The 15,969-nt window shown below is 45.3% G+C and carries 11 protein-coding genes; 8 read left to right on the forward strand and 3 right to left on the reverse strand.

Annotated elements, in window-relative coordinates; all coding sequences use genetic code 11:
- Positions 1-231 precede the first annotated feature (231 nt).
- Both AC23N5_RS29305 and AC23N5_RS29310 read left to right on the forward strand, forming a co-directional pair.
- Complete coding sequence (locus tag AC23N5_RS29305) at positions 232-456, forward strand: hypothetical protein (protein ID WP_183975225.1); 225 nt, start codon at positions 232-234, stop codon at positions 454-456.
- Positions 457-536: 80 nt separating this feature from the next.
- Entirely contained in the window at positions 537-2,591 is a 2,055-nt protein-coding gene (locus AC23N5_RS29310; RefSeq protein WP_487758248.1) for a hypothetical protein, read from the forward strand.
- Between the two features lie 92 nt (positions 2,592-2,683).
- Here the strand turns inward: AC23N5_RS29310 and AC23N5_RS29315 are convergent, their stop codons facing one another.
- Both AC23N5_RS29315 and AC23N5_RS29320 read right to left on the reverse strand, forming a co-directional pair.
- On the reverse strand, positions 2,684-4,246 hold the full coding sequence (locus AC23N5_RS29315) for a RagB/SusD family nutrient uptake outer membrane protein (protein WP_183975221.1): 1,563 nt from the start codon (positions 4,244-4,246) through the stop codon (positions 2,684-2,686).
- Between the two features lie 32 nt (positions 4,247-4,278).
- Positions 4,279-7,458, reverse strand: a complete 3,180-nt coding sequence (locus tag AC23N5_RS29320) for a SusC/RagA family TonB-linked outer membrane protein (RefSeq protein ID WP_487758249.1) — start codon at positions 7,456-7,458, stop codon at positions 4,279-4,281.
- A gap of 762 nt (positions 7,459-8,220) precedes the next feature.
- On the opposite strand from AC23N5_RS29320, the gene AC23N5_RS29325 reads away from it, so the two are divergent.
- Positions 8,221-9,684, forward strand: a complete 1,464-nt coding sequence (locus AC23N5_RS29325) for a TlpA family protein disulfide reductase (protein WP_487758250.1) — start codon at positions 8,221-8,223, stop codon at positions 9,682-9,684.
- 46 nt (positions 9,685-9,730) lie between these two features.
- On the opposite strand, the gene AC23N5_RS29330 is transcribed toward AC23N5_RS29325, so the two are convergent.
- Positions 9,731-11,836: a S9 family peptidase gene (locus tag AC23N5_RS29330; protein WP_487758251.1), complete on the reverse strand. Its 2,106-nt coding sequence runs from the start codon at positions 11,834-11,836 to the stop codon at positions 9,731-9,733.
- A 148-nt stretch (positions 11,837-11,984) separates the two neighbouring features.
- Between AC23N5_RS29330 and AC23N5_RS29335 the strand changes: the two genes are divergently transcribed.
- The 5 genes from AC23N5_RS29335 to AC23N5_RS29355 all read left to right on the forward strand — a co-directional run bounded on the left by AC23N5_RS29335 (position 11,985) and on the right by AC23N5_RS29355 (position 15,946).
- The gene (locus AC23N5_RS29335) at positions 11,985-13,379 is read left to right on the forward strand and encodes an aldehyde dehydrogenase family protein (RefSeq protein WP_487758252.1); all 1,395 of its coding nucleotides are present in this window, start codon (positions 11,985-11,987) and stop codon (positions 13,377-13,379) included.
- Positions 13,380-13,542: 163 nt separating this feature from the next.
- On the forward strand, positions 13,543-13,908 hold the full coding sequence (locus tag AC23N5_RS29340) for a helix-turn-helix domain-containing protein (protein WP_487758253.1): 366 nt from the start codon (positions 13,543-13,545) through the stop codon (positions 13,906-13,908).
- A 15-nt stretch (positions 13,909-13,923) separates the two neighbouring features.
- Complete coding sequence (locus AC23N5_RS29345) at positions 13,924-14,538, forward strand: hypothetical protein (RefSeq protein WP_487758254.1); 615 nt, start codon at positions 13,924-13,926, stop codon at positions 14,536-14,538.
- 12 nt (positions 14,539-14,550) lie between these two features.
- Positions 14,551-15,288, forward strand: a complete 738-nt coding sequence (locus AC23N5_RS29350; protein WP_487758255.1) for a glutamine amidotransferase-related protein — start codon at positions 14,551-14,553, stop codon at positions 15,286-15,288.
- Positions 15,289-15,343: 55 nt separating this feature from the next.
- Positions 15,344-15,946, forward strand: a complete 603-nt coding sequence (locus AC23N5_RS29355) for a hypothetical protein (protein ID WP_183975209.1) — start codon at positions 15,344-15,346, stop codon at positions 15,944-15,946.
- The last annotated feature ends 23 nt before the right edge of the window (positions 15,947-15,969 follow it).

Genomic DNA, 15,969 nt, shown 5'->3' on the forward strand with positions numbered 1-15,969 from the left:
CTCTGGTACTGTTTGTTAAAAATACTCAATCTTGAAATTTTACCATAGTACAAACCTAAAGGGCGACCCCGTCTGCACTCTCCACTCGACACTAAAAACAACCCATTTTTATCGCAGGGCTCTTCGATAAGAGGCGTTAACGCCGCCATTTCGACGAGTAATGGAATTGACATAAATCATTTTATTTGCACAATAATTGGATTTAATTGTATATTTCTAAACCTGTTTACGATGAAAACCTTTAATTCTTCTACCGAAAAAGAAGCGTATTACGCCAAACGCCGAAAGAAAGGCTTTGTCATTGGCGGAGTCGGAGCTGCCATTTTGGGCGGCGGATTTATTCTTCAGTACATTTTGTACATGACGGGCCACTCGTTTAATGGCGTCATGTATTCGCTCACTACCATTGGAATATGCCTCGTCATGTACGCTGCTGTTGAAATATTTGGGTGGTAAATTAGTCCATTGCTCCCTTTTTTTTGCTTTTACAGATAATTTTTTGGCATTTTGGAGTTCTAAAAGAAAAGACTACCGTGATGCCAAAAAGTTATATTGTTGTGGGGTGGATGTTGGGATGGATGCTGTTTTGTACCCCTGCGTGGGCACAGACCGAACGAACTACGTTACGGGCTATGCTTGCGCTGAAGACTCCCTCGTCTCAAAAAACATATTTAGTGACCGATGTGGGCAAAGAAGGAGAATGGCGCTACGACCCTAGCGACAAAGACTCTCCCGCCAACGGTGGAACGGTGCTGGAAAGCGCTAACCGAGCGGTGCAGGGACGATTCAAACGCCAATTTGACCCCAGCGCAGGAGTGCATATTGATTGGTTTTTGGACAAGTCGATGGCGACAATCAACGGCGCTTTGCTGGAGGCCGTGAAAGTGAGCGAACGGGTAAATTTTGGGCCTAAAGTCTATGTCATTGCCCCAATGGTGTTAACCCCCGATGCGCTGTGGTCGCCGCAGCGATTACGGTTGCATTTTCAAAATACGACCCTGCAAGCACAAAGTGGAGTGAAAGTCGTCAAAATCTTAGAACTGCGAGACATTCCCGAACTGGCGCTTTCAGGGGTTGTTTTTTTGGATGGTAACGTGAAAAAAGCACAAATTGCGCAACCTCTGAATGAAGGCGGCAACGCATTTTTGACCATTGTAGCCCCGTCTAATCGTACCACTTCTCGTTTGGAAATTGGCTCGTTGACCATCCAAAATATGCCCATGTGCGGTGTGAACATTGTCACACATAATGATGAAATGGACGAAGGATACCGCCGTGTTTTGGTAAAAGCATTTCGAGAAATCAATGGTTATAACGGGCTCAATATCCAGAATGATGGATTTGCGGTGTGGGGTTTCAACGTCAAAGGAGCACATCGTTCGGTGGTGATAGACTCGCTGTATGCCCTGCAAGACAATGAACCTTGGGGCGACGCGCCGATTGAAAAATCGTTTTATACCTTCACGTTTGAGAACCAAGTAGATCCGCAAGTTCATAAGCGAAAAGATACACTCTACATTAAAAACTTGTATGCCAAATACCCTTGTTCGTTGATTTTATACACCCAGGCAGTCAATAACGTACTGATTGACAACTACGTAATGGATGGTGTTCTTAGAAAGCCTGCGGTGGCCGATGAGAAAGCATACCCAACCATGCTACGAAAAAACTTGTCGTGGGTTGGTTCCAAACATACGTGGACATCGTTTAAAAGCCCGAAGAGTAGTTTTCGAGTCAAAAAATTGCGGATTCAGGACACCAATAAAGTGTTTATGAGCGAATCTTCCATCAGCGACATAACAGGTTTATGGCTCAACAAAGGCATTACGGGAGCCATATTTGATTCCGTAGAAACGGATGTTCGGATCAAACTCCACGGCGATGGCTATTACTTTGGCTTTCCCAATGTACCCGATGGTCGGCACCGAGTGGGGACGTTCATTAGTCATATTCCTGCCAAACGTAATTATGTACAGCCGTTGAGTGCCGATTTGACGATTGATAAATTACACATTGGAAATGGCTCAGGGGTAATTTTTGCGATGGGAAATGCTAAAATAGGAAGTATTACGCAAGACAACGATAGCCGTGGAATTTTTGAAAGTCGAGAAAATAGGTTTAAAAATACCGATATGTTGTACAATGGGTTTATTGTTGATAAGTGCCAAGCGACGGATATTCTGTGGCGTTTTAATTGGTTCGTTAACCAAAAACAATTGACGGACGAAGCGACCGTTCAGGCGGGAGAACGGTATGAGTTTAAGAATTTTACGGGCAACAATTACCTAGAATCACACACGACATTTACGGCTGCCAACGAAACTTCATCGTACGTAACTGCGTACCGCTACGATGGCGATGCGACGATTCAGCGCAACGTAGAGCAGTTTCTACAGTTTGTTGAATTTAATTGGACCAACGTCAAAATGAAATTGATTGATGGGGCGCCTAGCAATTTTGCACGGCGTTTTATGCCCACCAAATACACCGAAAAACCACTGCTTCTGAACCTGTCTCGTAAGCCTAGACCTGTGAAAGGCTGGAAGATGGATTGGAAAACCAGCGTGTTTACGCAATGCGTTATTGAATAACTGCCCATAAAAAAAGCTCCAATCGCCAAAACGATTGGAGCTTTTTAACAACTTCCCGAAAGTTGAAAACTTTCGGGAAGTTTGCCAGATTCCTAGTTAGGATAACCTGGGTTTTGTGGTTTCAAGTTAGGGTTGTTAAGCATTTCTTGCTTTCCTAACGGCAACAACAAGTGTTTTTCTTGCAAAGCTTGGTTCGAGCTTAGGTTTACGTGACCAACGAAGTTGTCGAAACCGTTTGTCTTCTCGTTATATACTTTACGAAGACGTACCATGTCAAACCATGTGATTTGCTCATAGCACAACTCGTGCCAACGCTCTCTCCAAACCGCCTCGCGGAAAGTAGTTTGCGTATAAGTACCAAGTGCAGGAGTCGTAAGTTGGGCACGATCTCTGATGCGTTTGAAGGCATCGTAAGCCGCTTGTGTAGGCGCTCCTAGTTCGTTTTGAGCCTCAGCAAAAATCAACAATACTTCGGCGTAGCGGATTTGAGGCACGTTCAAGTTGTTTTGACGAGTACCTGCTGTACCAGAAGTTCCGTTTGCTGTCCGGTTGAAGTGCTTGAAGATATAAGGGGCACCTAAGTCGAAACGAGCACCGTTTCCGTTGGTAAAATACGTAGTGTAGAAATACCCGTCTTGGTCTTTGGCACGCAAGTCACCTGCTTCATACGACTTGTAGAAGAACGAAGTAGGTACCGTACTTCCCGTTCCTGATGGACCGTTGTAGGTTACAGGTTTGAAGTTGGGGAACATATTGTCCATTGGGTTACCAGCTACCGACGTGTTGTATTGAAGCATGAAAAGGTGCTCAATACGGTTCTTTGTGCTTTCCTTGTGAACGTCCTCGTAGGTAGTGAAGAGGTTAATCGTTCCAGGGTTTGCATTGGCGTAAGTGATTACTTCCAACGCTTTGTCTGCCGCTAGTTTATAGTGAGACGCACCTTTGCTAAGTGGGAAGCCAGCCATTGTTAGATATACGCGAGACAACTGTGCTTTTACCGCCGCCAAGTTAGCGCGTCCGCTGGCATCCATCCAAGCCAAACCAGCACCTTCTGCTGCTACAAGGTCATCTACAATAAGCTTGTAAATTTCTTCTTGTGGTGCACGGCCTGGTTGGAAATCTTCCGAGCTTGCTGTTTGAGGTTTTGTTACCAATGGAATATCACCCCACAAACGTACCGCCGTGAAGTAAGCAGTCGCTCTCAAGAAGCGAGCTTCTCCCAATACCTTCTTTTTCTGCGCATCTGGCATCGTCGTGATACCAGGTACTTTATCAATTACTTGGTTAGCTTGCGCAATTACTTTGTACAAACCATTCCAATAGTTGACAACGTGCGCAGTGTTTCCGTCGTGAACCAACCCGTAAAGGTTGTTCAAGTCAGAGTTTTGCGCCGTTTCGGTAGTTGAAGTTCCCGTAAGAGCTTCCAACAATTGCCAGTTTGACGAGAAGATACCCGCACCATCGCCCATGAAACGCAAGTCAGCATAGACAGAGGCCAAAGCCGCTTCTGCGTGGTCTGGAATGGTATAGAAGTTATCGGGAGTAAGGTTTGAAGGGGCTTGTTCGCTCAAGAAATCCGAACAGCTCGAAGGCCCGATGAGAACGGCTCCGATAAGTGCGGCTTTTCCTAGGTTCTTTATAATGTTTAGTTGCATGATAATGTTCAATTTAAGTGAAAGAGTGTGAATTAGAAACCAACCTGAATACCCAACATGTAAGTAGTAGGTTTAGGGTAGTTGTGCCAAATCATCCCTTGTGAGAAAGCACTGTTACCGTCTCCTTGGTTGGTTGGCGTAACTTCTGGGTCACCAACAATCTTGTCTTTCAATGCCAAGAAGAAGTTTTGGGTAGTAGCATACACTCTTAGACGGCTCAACTTCAATTTGCTTGTTACGTGGCTAGGAACTGTGTAGCCCAACAAGAGGTTTCTACCACGAAGGAACGAACCATCTTTGATCCACCATGAGTCAACGTTAGTTACGTAACCTGCACGTGTGTCACGGATTTCAGCAATCATTGAGTTTTGGTTTTGTGGAGTCCATGCGCCCAATACCGAAGTATAGCTGTTTGCCAATGCCTGACGGTCTTCACTTGCGTGAAGGTTCATCATCATAACGTCGTTACCGTACGAGAATTGAAGTTCAAGGGTAAGGTCGAAGTTATTGTAACGGAATGTGTTTGTCATTGCACCCCATGATTTAGGGCTACCATTTCCGATGATGCTACGGTCAGCGTCAGTAATGGCTTTGTCACCGTTTACGTCAAGGTACTTGATGTCACCAGGAAGAATTGTCAAACCGTTACGGTAGCTAGTGTATTTAGCCGCTTCTTCGCGCTCAGACTCGCTCCATACGCCCAAACGAGTAAGTCCCCAGAACGAACCTACTGGCTCGCCAATACGGATGACGTTGGTTGGGTTGGTAAAGTTAGGACCACCTACGTTGAAGATGTCAGAAGGCGTTGCCAACGAAAGTACTTTGTTACGGTTAAATGAAATGTTGAAAGTTGTATTCCACTGGAATCCACCACGGTCGATGTTTACAGTGTTGATACCAAGTTCAAATCCTTTGTTTTGCATCGAACCAACGTTTTTACGGATAGTTCCGTAACCGCTTGTACGTGGTACTGGAGCATCCAAAAGCATGTCAGTTGTCTTACGATAGTAGTAGTCAGCTTCGATTGATACTTTTCCTTTGAAAAGAGAAATCTCTGCACCTACGTCAGCTTGAGCTGTTTTTTCCCAACGCAAGTCTGGGTTTGCCAAACGAGAAATACCTGTACCCGACACACGTGAGTCGTTATAGATAGTAGCATAGTTAGAGCTCAAAAGAGACAAAGAAGAGTAAGCTGGGATTTCTGAGTTACCTGTCAAACCGAAGCTAGTACGTAATTTCAAATTAGAAATAAACGAGTTGTTTTTCAAGAACTCTTCTTCAGACACACGCCATGCCAACGCTCCTGATGGGAAGAAGGCAAATTTGTGGTTTTCCCCGAATTTCGACGAACCGTCGGCACGTCCAGTCACTGTTACCAAGTATTTGTTGGCCAATGAGTAGTTGATACGTCCAAAGTATGAGTTAAACGCAAAACGAGACGCTCCTGAGCCTACGCCTGGGTTGGTCGCACCCGCACCCAAGTTATTAAATTCAAAATAATCGGTTGCGAAGTTGTTGATGCTGGCACTCATAGAGAAGAGGTTCGTTTCTTGCCACGAAATCCCCAAAAGGGCTGTCAACGAGTGCTTGTCACCAAACTGTTTGTTGTACGTCAAGTAGTTTTCCAACGACCAGAAGCTCTCTTTACGGTTGCTAGTAGAGGCGTTACCGTTACCACCGATGTTGAGCGTACGCGTTTGTGACTGGTTGTTTTCTTGTGTTTGTACGTTGACACCAAATACCGTACGCATTTCAAGACCTTTAGCAAGGTTGATGTTTGAGTACATGCTTCCTACCGTAGTTTGGGTATTTAGGATATACTTACGACCCATCAAACGGTGCAACGAACTCATGGTTCCTTCGGCGTATGGATAATCGCGGTTGTTGGCATAGGTTCCGTCAGCGTATTTAGTAGGCATGAACGGGAAGTCTTCCACAATCTGACGAGCTACGGCATCACCTTGATCGACAATGTTTTCGCTTTGGTTATTGTAGCTCAATGTACCCCCAACTTTCAACCATTTTTTGATTTGATCGTCGATGGTAAAACGTCCAGAATAACGCTTCATGTACGAAGTTTTGAGGAGCCCTTGGTCGTCGCGGTAGCCCAATGAGAATGAGTACTGCGTGCGCTCGTTACCACCGCTGAAACCCAACTGATGGTTTTGAGAAAGGCTATTTTGTGACGTTTCTTTGAACCAATCGGTATCGTAAAGTGGGTTACCGTTGCTGTCAAAGATACGTGGGTCAGTGCGGCGGAGTTTAGGGTTTAAGTACGCCCATTTACCCGCTGCCCAACCTGTTGGGTCATACTTAGCCATGTTTGCCCATGCCAAATCTTCAACGGCAAGGTATTCTTTGGCGTTGAGTACTTGCGGACGGTTTGGCCCGATGGTATTTACGCTGAAATCGGCATTGTAGGTAACAGTACCTTCACCTGCTTTTCCTTTTTTGGTAGTTACCAAGATAACCCCGTTGGCGCCACGTGCCCCGTAAATCGCCGTAGAAGAAGCATCTTTCAATACTTCTACCGACACGATGTCGTTCGGGTTGATGTAGTCAATCGCTGAGCTAAATTGGTTTTGGTTTCCTTGTGGAAGCATCACCCCGTCCACTACATAAAGTGGGTTGTTTGACGAGTTGATAGAGCTAAAACCACGAACACGAATCGTAGTACGACCACCTGGGCGACCAGAGTTAGTGTTTACTTGTACCCCTGGCATACGTCCCGAAAGGGCTTGAGTCAACGAAGGCGCAGGACGCTCCATGAGTTGCTCGGCTTTTACCGAACCTACGGCACCTGTTAAGTCAGATTTCTTCAACGTACCGTAACCGATAACGACGATTTCTTCAAGTACTTTGCTGTCCACTTTCATGGTCAGGTTAAGCACGTTTTGGTTGCCCACTAGTACCTCTTGTGGCTCATAACCAACAAAAGAGAGCACCAATGTTGCTTTTTCAGGTACATCAAGACGGAACTGACCGTTTGCGTCAGTTACAGTTCCTTTTTGAGTTCCTTTAATGACGATACTAACCCCTGGAAGAGGACTGTTGGTTTCATCCACAATTTTACCTGTGATGGCCTTGTCCACAGCAGTGGCTTCAACAAGAATGGCGTGATTCCGCGTTGGCACTCCTGCTACAGGAGCTGCATAAGCGAAATGGAGGCAGGAGAGAGATAATAGGAGGGGCGCCGAAGAATTTCGTGCCATCCTAACCACCCGCCGGTGTGGTTGTAGTTTTCTTTTCATACAAGTTAGAATTCTGTGCTGGTGTGAGCAGCGTTTAGGGTGGAAAATAGGTTAAAGATATAAACTATCACCTCATACAAGGGACAAAACTAGGCAAACTACTCTATTGTTTTATAAAAAAAGTGTTAATAGATATAGGTATAATTTAATAATTTTATTAACTGTATGTCTTTTTATTTCCCCCCTACTTTGCCTATTTTAAAATTTTATGGTTTAATAGATATGAGGGTGTTTTGGTATAAATAGTATAAGAAAAGAAGCTAATGGGTTAAGAAAGTACATTGATATACCTTATTTTGATAGTGTTTTGAGTGTATTGGTTCTGTATTGCTCAAAAGGCAACAAGCAAAGTCTAGTGCTGGGTGTAATATTCTGAATTTTATTCGTCAAATTATGTCTTTTAGTGAGTAAAATTAGATAGCATTTTTTGCAAAAAAAGGTTGCATATTTTGCAAAGTGTAAGGGTGGATTGATTAATTAGTAGTTAAAGTATAGAATATTGTACAAAATGAAGCTAAGGCAGGTGAAATAGGAAGTAGAAGAGATTTATAAGAGAGTAAATTTTGCTAAAATTGAAAATAGCACTAAATAATATATGTCTTATAATTGGAGTTTGTGTAGAATAATAACCTATTCAAAAAATACTGTTATATTGATTTTTAATGAAAAATTAGAGGAAAAGCCAGTAGTCATTTATCGTTTTTAACTAAACACAGGTTTTATATGAGGGTGAGGTTTGTCTTGTTGGTGGTTTTAATGGCATTTTTGAGGGTGGAACTAAAAGCCCAAGTGTCGATAGTGAAAATTCAATTAGAAACGCCCGAAAAAAATGGCAGAATGGTGAGTCTTCCTAATAGCCAAGGGGTTCAGAGAATTGTTGTGGTACAGGAAGGGAAAACGGCCGTTGTCCTCCGAACAGTGGATTCGACGGGGTATTTAGTAACGTATCAGTTTCAACAGATGAAGAAGGCTAGTTTGGTGTTCATCAGTTATTTTAAAAGTGAAACGACTCTAACAATGCAAAATATATTTCTGACCCCTAATGATACACTTGTATGTTTGGAAAGAAAAGGGCGGTTGGTTTTTGAAGGCAAAGGGTCAACGGTTGTGATCAATCGTTTTCTGCAAAAATACCAACTGTTGGAGCGGGATTCGTTGCAGCGGCGGCCATTGATGCGGAATGTTTCGGAAGAAATATACAGGAACCTTATGCGAGATATTGCCGACCGACAGTGGGCGGAGTATCAGGGCCTCCAACGTAGTATAGGCGAGGCTCAAAATGCGTTTGTTCAAGCAGCTATCGAAAGCCAGTATTATCATCGAGCCGCTTTTTACAATGCAACCAAAGATTGGACAGACGATATGTTTGATGACTTGCAAAGCATACGACAAGTGGAGAGTAGTCCCAAAAAATACAGAGAAGGTCTCTCTCCACGATTGAAATTATACATTGTTCCGCATGAAGATGCGTGGATGTCGCCCAACTACCGAAGCGCACTGTTGTCATTTTTGGGAGAAAAGTATGTGGTAGATGAACTTGCGCCTAAAGAGCCCTCAAAAATGATGGATTTTTATAATGATGCAGACAAAGCCCTCGCTAACTTACCCAAGACGCGGGAGGAAATTCTGAATTTGGCTTTAGCAGAAAAAGGTTTTTGGACATCGGAGTCAGAAAAAAGGCCTTTCATTGAACGTTTTGAGCGAGACTTTCCGCAGTCAAACCATTTGCCCAGTATTAAAATGCGGTATTGGAAGAATATACGAATGGTAGTAGGAACTCAAATTCCTTCGTTACCTGTCTTTGAACAAGACAGCACATCGACGACGCTTCAACGTCTTGTTGGGAAGAAAACCCTTTTACTACTTTGGAATACGTGGGAAGATAGCTGCCAAGCGGCACTTGCTGCATTCGGAACGTTAGGGCAAAAAATAAAACAAACAAATGTTCAGTTGGCTACGCTTTGCTCCAAAAATCGTTTTGAAAGTTGGAAAGATGCTTTGCGTAGCTATCCAATCAATAAGGCCAGTGAACATCATTTTTATGCTGATTATCTACTAGGAGATGTGCTAGAGGCAGTTTTTATGACTAAACGCCCATTGATGGTTCTACTGGATAAAGAAGGGAGATACTTGGATGCTGGAAGCCCCTTTGATGGTCAAAAAATAAGCCGATGGCTGAAAGAGTAATTGACTTACCAAGTTTTCAAATACTTGGTAAGTCGGTTACGCTAGGTTATAATTTCTTCAAAAAGAAGGCCGCAATGGCTTTGTTGACGTTGACCTGATTTTGGTGTTTCATAAAATGGTGGGTATCATCGACAATCACCAGGGTTTCGTGGTAAATGTCTTTGTCTTCTAATCGGCGAACAAGGTCGGTGCTCTGGCTAAAGCGTACATTGCGGTCGTCGTCGCCGTGAATGATAAGTACGGGCGATTTCCACGTATCCATATAAGCAATGGGTGATGATTTCCACGCCACTTCGAGGGCATATTGGGCGTCGGGCGCGCGGTCGTATTGGTCGGGAAGTACTAGGTTACGCGTACGCTCAATGGTGCGGTCATGTACGCCGTGGACATCCACGCCCGCGGCAAAAAGCTGTGAATCTTTACCCAACGCCATTGCGGTCAGAAATCCACCGTACGAGCCACCATACACCCCAATTCGCTTAGAATCGACTTGGCTTTGTTTCGCAAGCCATTCGCCAGCGGTCTTGATGTCAGTGTATTCCGAAGCACCATAACCGCCTCCATTTTTGGGGTTATGAAACTCAAATCCGTACCCAATTCCCAAACGATAATTGACCGAAAGAACCACAAATCCCAAACTCGCCAAGTACTGATTCATGGCGTAGGCATTGGCATAGTAGTCGGAATAGTGCCAACCAAGCAGCATTTGGCGAGGTGGCCCGCCGTGAACATAAACAATGGCTGGTTTTTTGGAAGGCCCTCCTGCTTTTTCAAAAAGCTGTGCATGAACGGTAAAGCCATCGGGGGTTTTGAAGGTAACTTGTTTGGGCGTCACCAATGCCGAAGCTGGATATTGAGCAGGAAGTTTATCGGCCGCGAGGAGCTGAGGAGTGGCTGAGGGAGAGGTAGCAAGTACGTGGGGCATGGGGGGGCGTTGGGAAGTAGCGCCAATGAATGCTATCGCTGCGCCATCGCCAGTTAAAACAGGCGACCATTCCAAGCCTGAGCCTGGGGTAACGACTTGCATATCGGCGCGGTCAACGGATACTTTTACCACGTGGCGGCGGTCGATGTCGAGCGGGTCAGTACCTGCATTGGCCGTAAATAACAGCGTTTTTTTGTCAGAACTCAGTTGAATGTGTTCACACATAAAATTGCCAGGAGTGAGTAAAAGGGGCGCACCTCCTGACTCGGCCAACGAGTACAAATGTGGCCAACCGTCGTGGTACGATAAAAAAACAATGCGGTTTGCCGCCCAGTGCAAATTGGTAGTACCGTGGGTGGTGGGAAAGGTACCGTTCAGGCGCTTGGGCGATGTCCAGAGGGGCGTAGCTTTTCCCGTAGTTAAGTCAAAGGTAAGAATCGACCACAGATTCGGGCGGCGGGCCAAAATAGAATCTGGTTTTCCTCCTGAACCATTGGTGCGAACAAAGGCCAATTTCTGTCCGTCGGGCGACCAGCGTGGCGATTGGTCACGCTTGAATTGCGGGTCAATCCACCGAATAGGCGTTTGGGCATCGGTATAGACACCAATAAACTGGTGATCGGTGCGGTTGGATTGGAAGGCTATGCGGCTACCGTCGGGCGACCAAACGGGCGAACTATTGGTGCCACGGGCCGTAAAAAGAACCGTGGCAGGAGCGGTGCCGTCGATGGGTACGGTGTAAATCTGCCCCCCTTTACTATAGGCTACTTTATCACTTTTGGGCGAAATGACGGGGTTTTCGCCTTCGCCTAGCGATTTGGGTTCCCCTCCCGAAAAAGGTATACTCCATACTTGGACTTTGGTAGGGACGGGATGAAAGCTAGGGTTGACGGGGAGGTCGTCGTTCCAGTTGGAACCGTGGTCGCCCCCGCGAACATAAATAACCCATTTCCCGTCGGGAGAAATTGCCACACTACTAAGTTCTTGCCCATCGTCTTGGAGATAATTAGTGAGACGGCGAGCGGTAAACGTTGGTCCTTCGGCGACGTAAATGTTGCGTTGACCTTGTTCGTTAAAGGCCCAAGCAATGCGAGCACCTGTGGCGGCAGCGGTGAGTTCGTTGGGAAACGGGTACGCTTTGAGGGCGTCCATGTCAAGTTGTTGGGCAAAAAGGGCCATCCAGCCACCCAAAATGAGGTGAATAAAGAGGGTGTAGAAAAATTTCATACGATTAGGTTTGCGATGTTTTCAAATGTACAAAATAAAGTAGTACCATCGGAGGTAAATTCAACCCTTTAGGAGGTAGTATGCGTAGCGGCTTTGCTGTATTTTAAAAATTAAGCCGTATTTTTCGGACTTATATGTCACCAAACTGATGAAAACGTTTCAAGTCATTTCTCCTGTCGATGGCTCGGTTTATTTAGAACGCGAGTACGTTACAGCTTCCCACATCGAAACAGTATTAACTACTGCCAAAGCTGCCCAAAAAGTATGGAAAGCCGTTCCTTTGTCGGAACGAATTGCCATTTGTGAACGAGCAGTTGCTTATTTTATCGAGCACGCCGACGCCATCGGTACTGAGCTAACGTGGCAGATGGGGCGCCCCATTGCTTACACGCCCAACGAAATCCGTCGAGGTTTTCAGGAGCGAGCGCGTTATATGATGCAAGCCGCTATAGGGGCTCTGTCTGACATATCGGTCTCTGAAAGAGACGGTTTTCAGCGTTTTATTCGCCGCGAAGCCCTCGGGACAGTCTTTGTTGTCGCTCCTTGGAACTACCCTTATTTGACCTCGGTCAATGTGGTTATTCCTGCTTTGTTGTCTGGAAATACCGTTATCCTGAAACATGCGCAACAAACACCCCTTTGCGCTGAGCGCTACGCCGAAGCCTTCAAAGCGGCGGGCTTGCCAGAAGGCGTGTTCCAATATATTCATACGACTCACGACTACGTAGCACGAATCATTGCCGATTCTCGCGTTGATTTTGTGGCGTTTACGGGTTCGGTATCGGGTGGGCATGCTGTGCAGCGAGCAGCGGCGGAGCGTTTTATTGGAACAGGGTTGGAGCTTGGTGGAAAAGATCCAGCCTACGTTCGAGCGGATGCTAACTTAGCGTTTGCGGTTGAGAATCTTGTGGACGGTGCTTTGTTCAATTCGGGGCAGTCATGCTGCGGAATTGAGCGTATTTACGTCCACGAAAAAGTCTATGATGAGTTTGTACACGGTGCGGTGGACTTGGTCAACAAATACATTTTAGGTAATCCGTTTGACGCAGGCACCCACCTTGGTCCGATGGTGCGTACGTCGGCGGCGGAGTTTGTGCGTGAGCAAATCCGCGAAGCGGTAAGCCAAGGTGCTGATGCACTGATTGATCCTTCGTTGTTTCCAAGCAATCAGGTGGGGACTCCTTATTTAGCACCTCAGTTGTTGGTCAATGTCAGTCACTCGATGCGTATTATGACGGAAGAAACGTTTGGCCCTGCCGTCGGAATTATGAAAGTAAGCAGCGATGAAGAGGCGATTGCGTTGATGAACGACAGTGACTACGGGCTTACGGCGTCGGTGTGGACGGGAGATGCGGATGCGGCACTTTTCATTGGCAATCAGATAGAAACAGGTACGTGGTTTATGAATCGTTGCGATTATCTCGACCCAGAATTGGCGTGGACAGGGGTGAAGGATTCGGGGCGTGGTTGTACTTTATCGGCCTTAGGTTACGAAGCGCTTACACGACCAAAGTCTTTCCATTTGCGCGTGGGAGGGTTTTAGTGGTAGGTAAATGAGCAGCAGCAGCATGCCACGAAAGTATAGCATCTTTAGCCCTGATTTTGAGTATATTGATATGAAAAAGTCAGGGCTGAAGCCTCGTTGGTATTCCTTTTTTAGCGACCCCAGTCTAAAGACATGGGGTTAAAAGAGGATTAGTGATAAAATGTCAAAAACAACTTCTATGAACCACGTTTTGAGAACAGAAAGAGATTATGACGTCGCTCTTCGTCGAATTGATCAAATTTTTGATGCAGCTCCAGGTACGCCAGAAGGTGACGAGGCTGAGTTACTTGTAGTTTTAATAAAAGATTATGAAAATAAATATCATCCCGTTCTACCTCCTGATCCAATTGAAGCAATAAAATTGACATTGGAAGAAAGAGGAATGAAAGCAAAAGATTTGGTAGGACTGATTGGTTCCAAAGGATATGTATCACAAATACTAAACCGAAAGAAACCACTAACGGCTGAAATAATGCGGATATTGAATCGACAATTAGGAATTCCTGCTGACATTTTACTTTCGTAGCCACAATAAGTCTTTATGAAACGACTTTTGTTACTTTTCTGGATAATTGTCTTGGCGGAAGTGGGGCAGGCTCAACAGCGCACCACCCTGTTTTTTGAAGGTTTAGGAACTGGGTTACTTACGTCGATTGGGGTTGACCAGTTGGTAAAAATCACCCCTTCTTACAAAATAGCCGTCAATGGAGCGCTTGGCTTTTTTCCACTCAATGGACGAAAAATGTATTCTGTTCCTGTTTCGGGGAGTTTATTGTTTGGAAGAGCATCTCATTTCTTTGAGCTGGGAATTGGAATGGCATATACGCAATTTAGACAGCATTGGAAAAACCCAATGATATTGTTGAATGATGCAGGCATGTATCCTACATCCGAGAAGTATCATGTGAATAAACTTGTAGAACGAGAACAGTATCTCTTCGTTACCACCCGTGTGGGGTATCGTTTTCAAAAGCCAGAAGGTGGATGGTTCTTTAAGGTTGGGATTACTCCATTAAGTTCTATTTTTTGGGAAGATAAAAGTATTTACAAGGGAGACAACCCATACCCTTCGATAACACATCGTAAAAGTTGGGGGAAAATCGACCGCACTTTTTTGCTGTTGGGTGGAGTGGGGGTAGGTTATACATTGAAATAAGTGATATACAAAGTGAAAAACACCATAAAAATCGGCCTTTTAGAGTGCGACCACGTTCGCGATGAATTTCGACACATTGCGGGAGACTATCGAAATATGTTCCCTGCTTTGTTTCTACCCCTTGCTCCCGAATGGGAGTTTACTTTTTATGACGTTTCCAACGGGCATTTTCCTGCATCAGTCGATGAGTGTGATGCGTACTTGAGCACAGGTTCTAAGTTTTCGGTCTATGACGACGAACCGTGGATTCATACCCTAAAGGCATTTGTAGCAGATTTGTATGCGCACCAAAAAATCTACGTAGGCGTTTGTTTTGGGCACCAACTTCTGGCGGAAGCATTGGGAGGGAAAGTACAAAAATCGTCGGTGGGTTGGTGCGTGGGTGTGCATCGGTTTACGGTTGACGGGTTACCTTTGGAGGAAAGTTATCCACAATGGATGCAGCCTTTTCAACAAAACGTCAATTTATTGATGATGTGCCAAGACCAAGTACAGGTGTTGCCTCCCGACGCGCAGGTACTTGCTACTGCTGCCGACTGCCCAGTGGCGATGTTTCAAGTAGGCCAACGGATGCTCGGAGTGCAAGCACATCCCGAATTTACGGTTCCTTACGAAGAAGCGTTGATGCGGTCGCGGGTAGAGCGAATTGGCGAAACCAAGACCCAACAAGGAATAGAAAGCTTATCCCAGCCCTTAGATAGTGCCTTGGTGGCGCGTTGGATTGTTGAGTTTGTGGCGTCAAGGTTGTAAAAAAAGCGCGAAAGCGCGTTATTTGCCGCTTTAATTTGTCATAACACCCCACTACATGGTTTTTGCGCAATTTCAAGTCAGCGAGCTGGCAGAGTTTCTCAAGTACGGTATTTCAGGATTGAGCGCGATTGCGTTTATTTTATCGTTTTTTTTGCTCAATCGTGAAAGTAGCCGTCCTAAGCCACGCCCCGAAATGCTGCGTTCGATTCGGATGTTTATGGGGCTGACGTTGGTGCTGGGGCTGGTGTCGGGCGTTGCGGCCATTATGAACCCCGAAAGCTCACCCAAACCAGAAAAAACAAAAACGACGACAACACCGACGAAAAAAGCCTCATTGATTAGTAAAATTACGAGTCCGCGCAAAGAGTGGGTCGTTGAGGTTTTTTATGATGCAGGAGCGAAACCATTGGCCGATCAACTGGCTGAGGAGTTGGCCGCTTATAAAGAATATGAGGTGAAAACAACGCAGTTGTCGTCATCACGAAAAAAAGAATTAAAAATAACCCGTAGTCAAATTCGTTACGAACTCGTTGAAAAAGAGACGGCTACGCAGTTGCAAAAACGTTTGGTTAAAATACTTCCCCAAGACGTAAGCCTCAGTCTAAAACAGATTACTTCATCGTCGCCCGATTATTTAAGCATCTTTGTATGCGATTAATGCGTAGAGAACGTTAAAAAGAC

Source organism: Runella sp. R5_40, from assembly GCF_057652295.1.

Excerpts from the sequence above, each read along its gene's own strand:
- AC23N5_RS29310 (WP_487758248.1), top strand. The coding sequence starts at position 537 with ATGCCAAAAAGTTATATTGTTGTGGGGTGGATGTTGGGATGGATGCTG.
- AC23N5_RS29315 (WP_183975221.1), bottom strand. The coding sequence starts at position 4,246 with ATGCAACTAAACATTATAAAGAACCTAGGAAAAGCCGCACTTATCGGA.
- AC23N5_RS29320 (WP_487758249.1), bottom strand. The coding sequence starts at position 7,458 with ATGGCACGAAATTCTTCGGCGCCCCTCCTATTATCTCTCTCCTGCCTC.
- AC23N5_RS29305 (WP_183975225.1), top strand. The coding sequence starts at position 232 with ATGAAAACCTTTAATTCTTCTACCGAAAAAGAAGCGTATTACGCCAAA.
- AC23N5_RS29325 (WP_487758250.1), top strand. The coding sequence starts at position 8,221 with ATGAGGGTGAGGTTTGTCTTGTTGGTGGTTTTAATGGCATTTTTGAGG.
- AC23N5_RS29335 (WP_487758252.1), top strand. The coding sequence starts at position 11,985 with ATGAAAACGTTTCAAGTCATTTCTCCTGTCGATGGCTCGGTTTATTTA.
- AC23N5_RS29355 (WP_183975209.1), top strand. The coding sequence starts at position 15,344 with ATGGTTTTTGCGCAATTTCAAGTCAGCGAGCTGGCAGAGTTTCTCAAG.
- AC23N5_RS29330 (WP_487758251.1), bottom strand. The coding sequence starts at position 11,836 with ATGAAATTTTTCTACACCCTCTTTATTCACCTCATTTTGGGTGGCTGG.
- AC23N5_RS29345 (WP_487758254.1), top strand. The coding sequence starts at position 13,924 with ATGAAACGACTTTTGTTACTTTTCTGGATAATTGTCTTGGCGGAAGTG.
- AC23N5_RS29340 (WP_487758253.1), top strand. The coding sequence starts at position 13,543 with ATGTCAAAAACAACTTCTATGAACCACGTTTTGAGAACAGAAAGAGAT.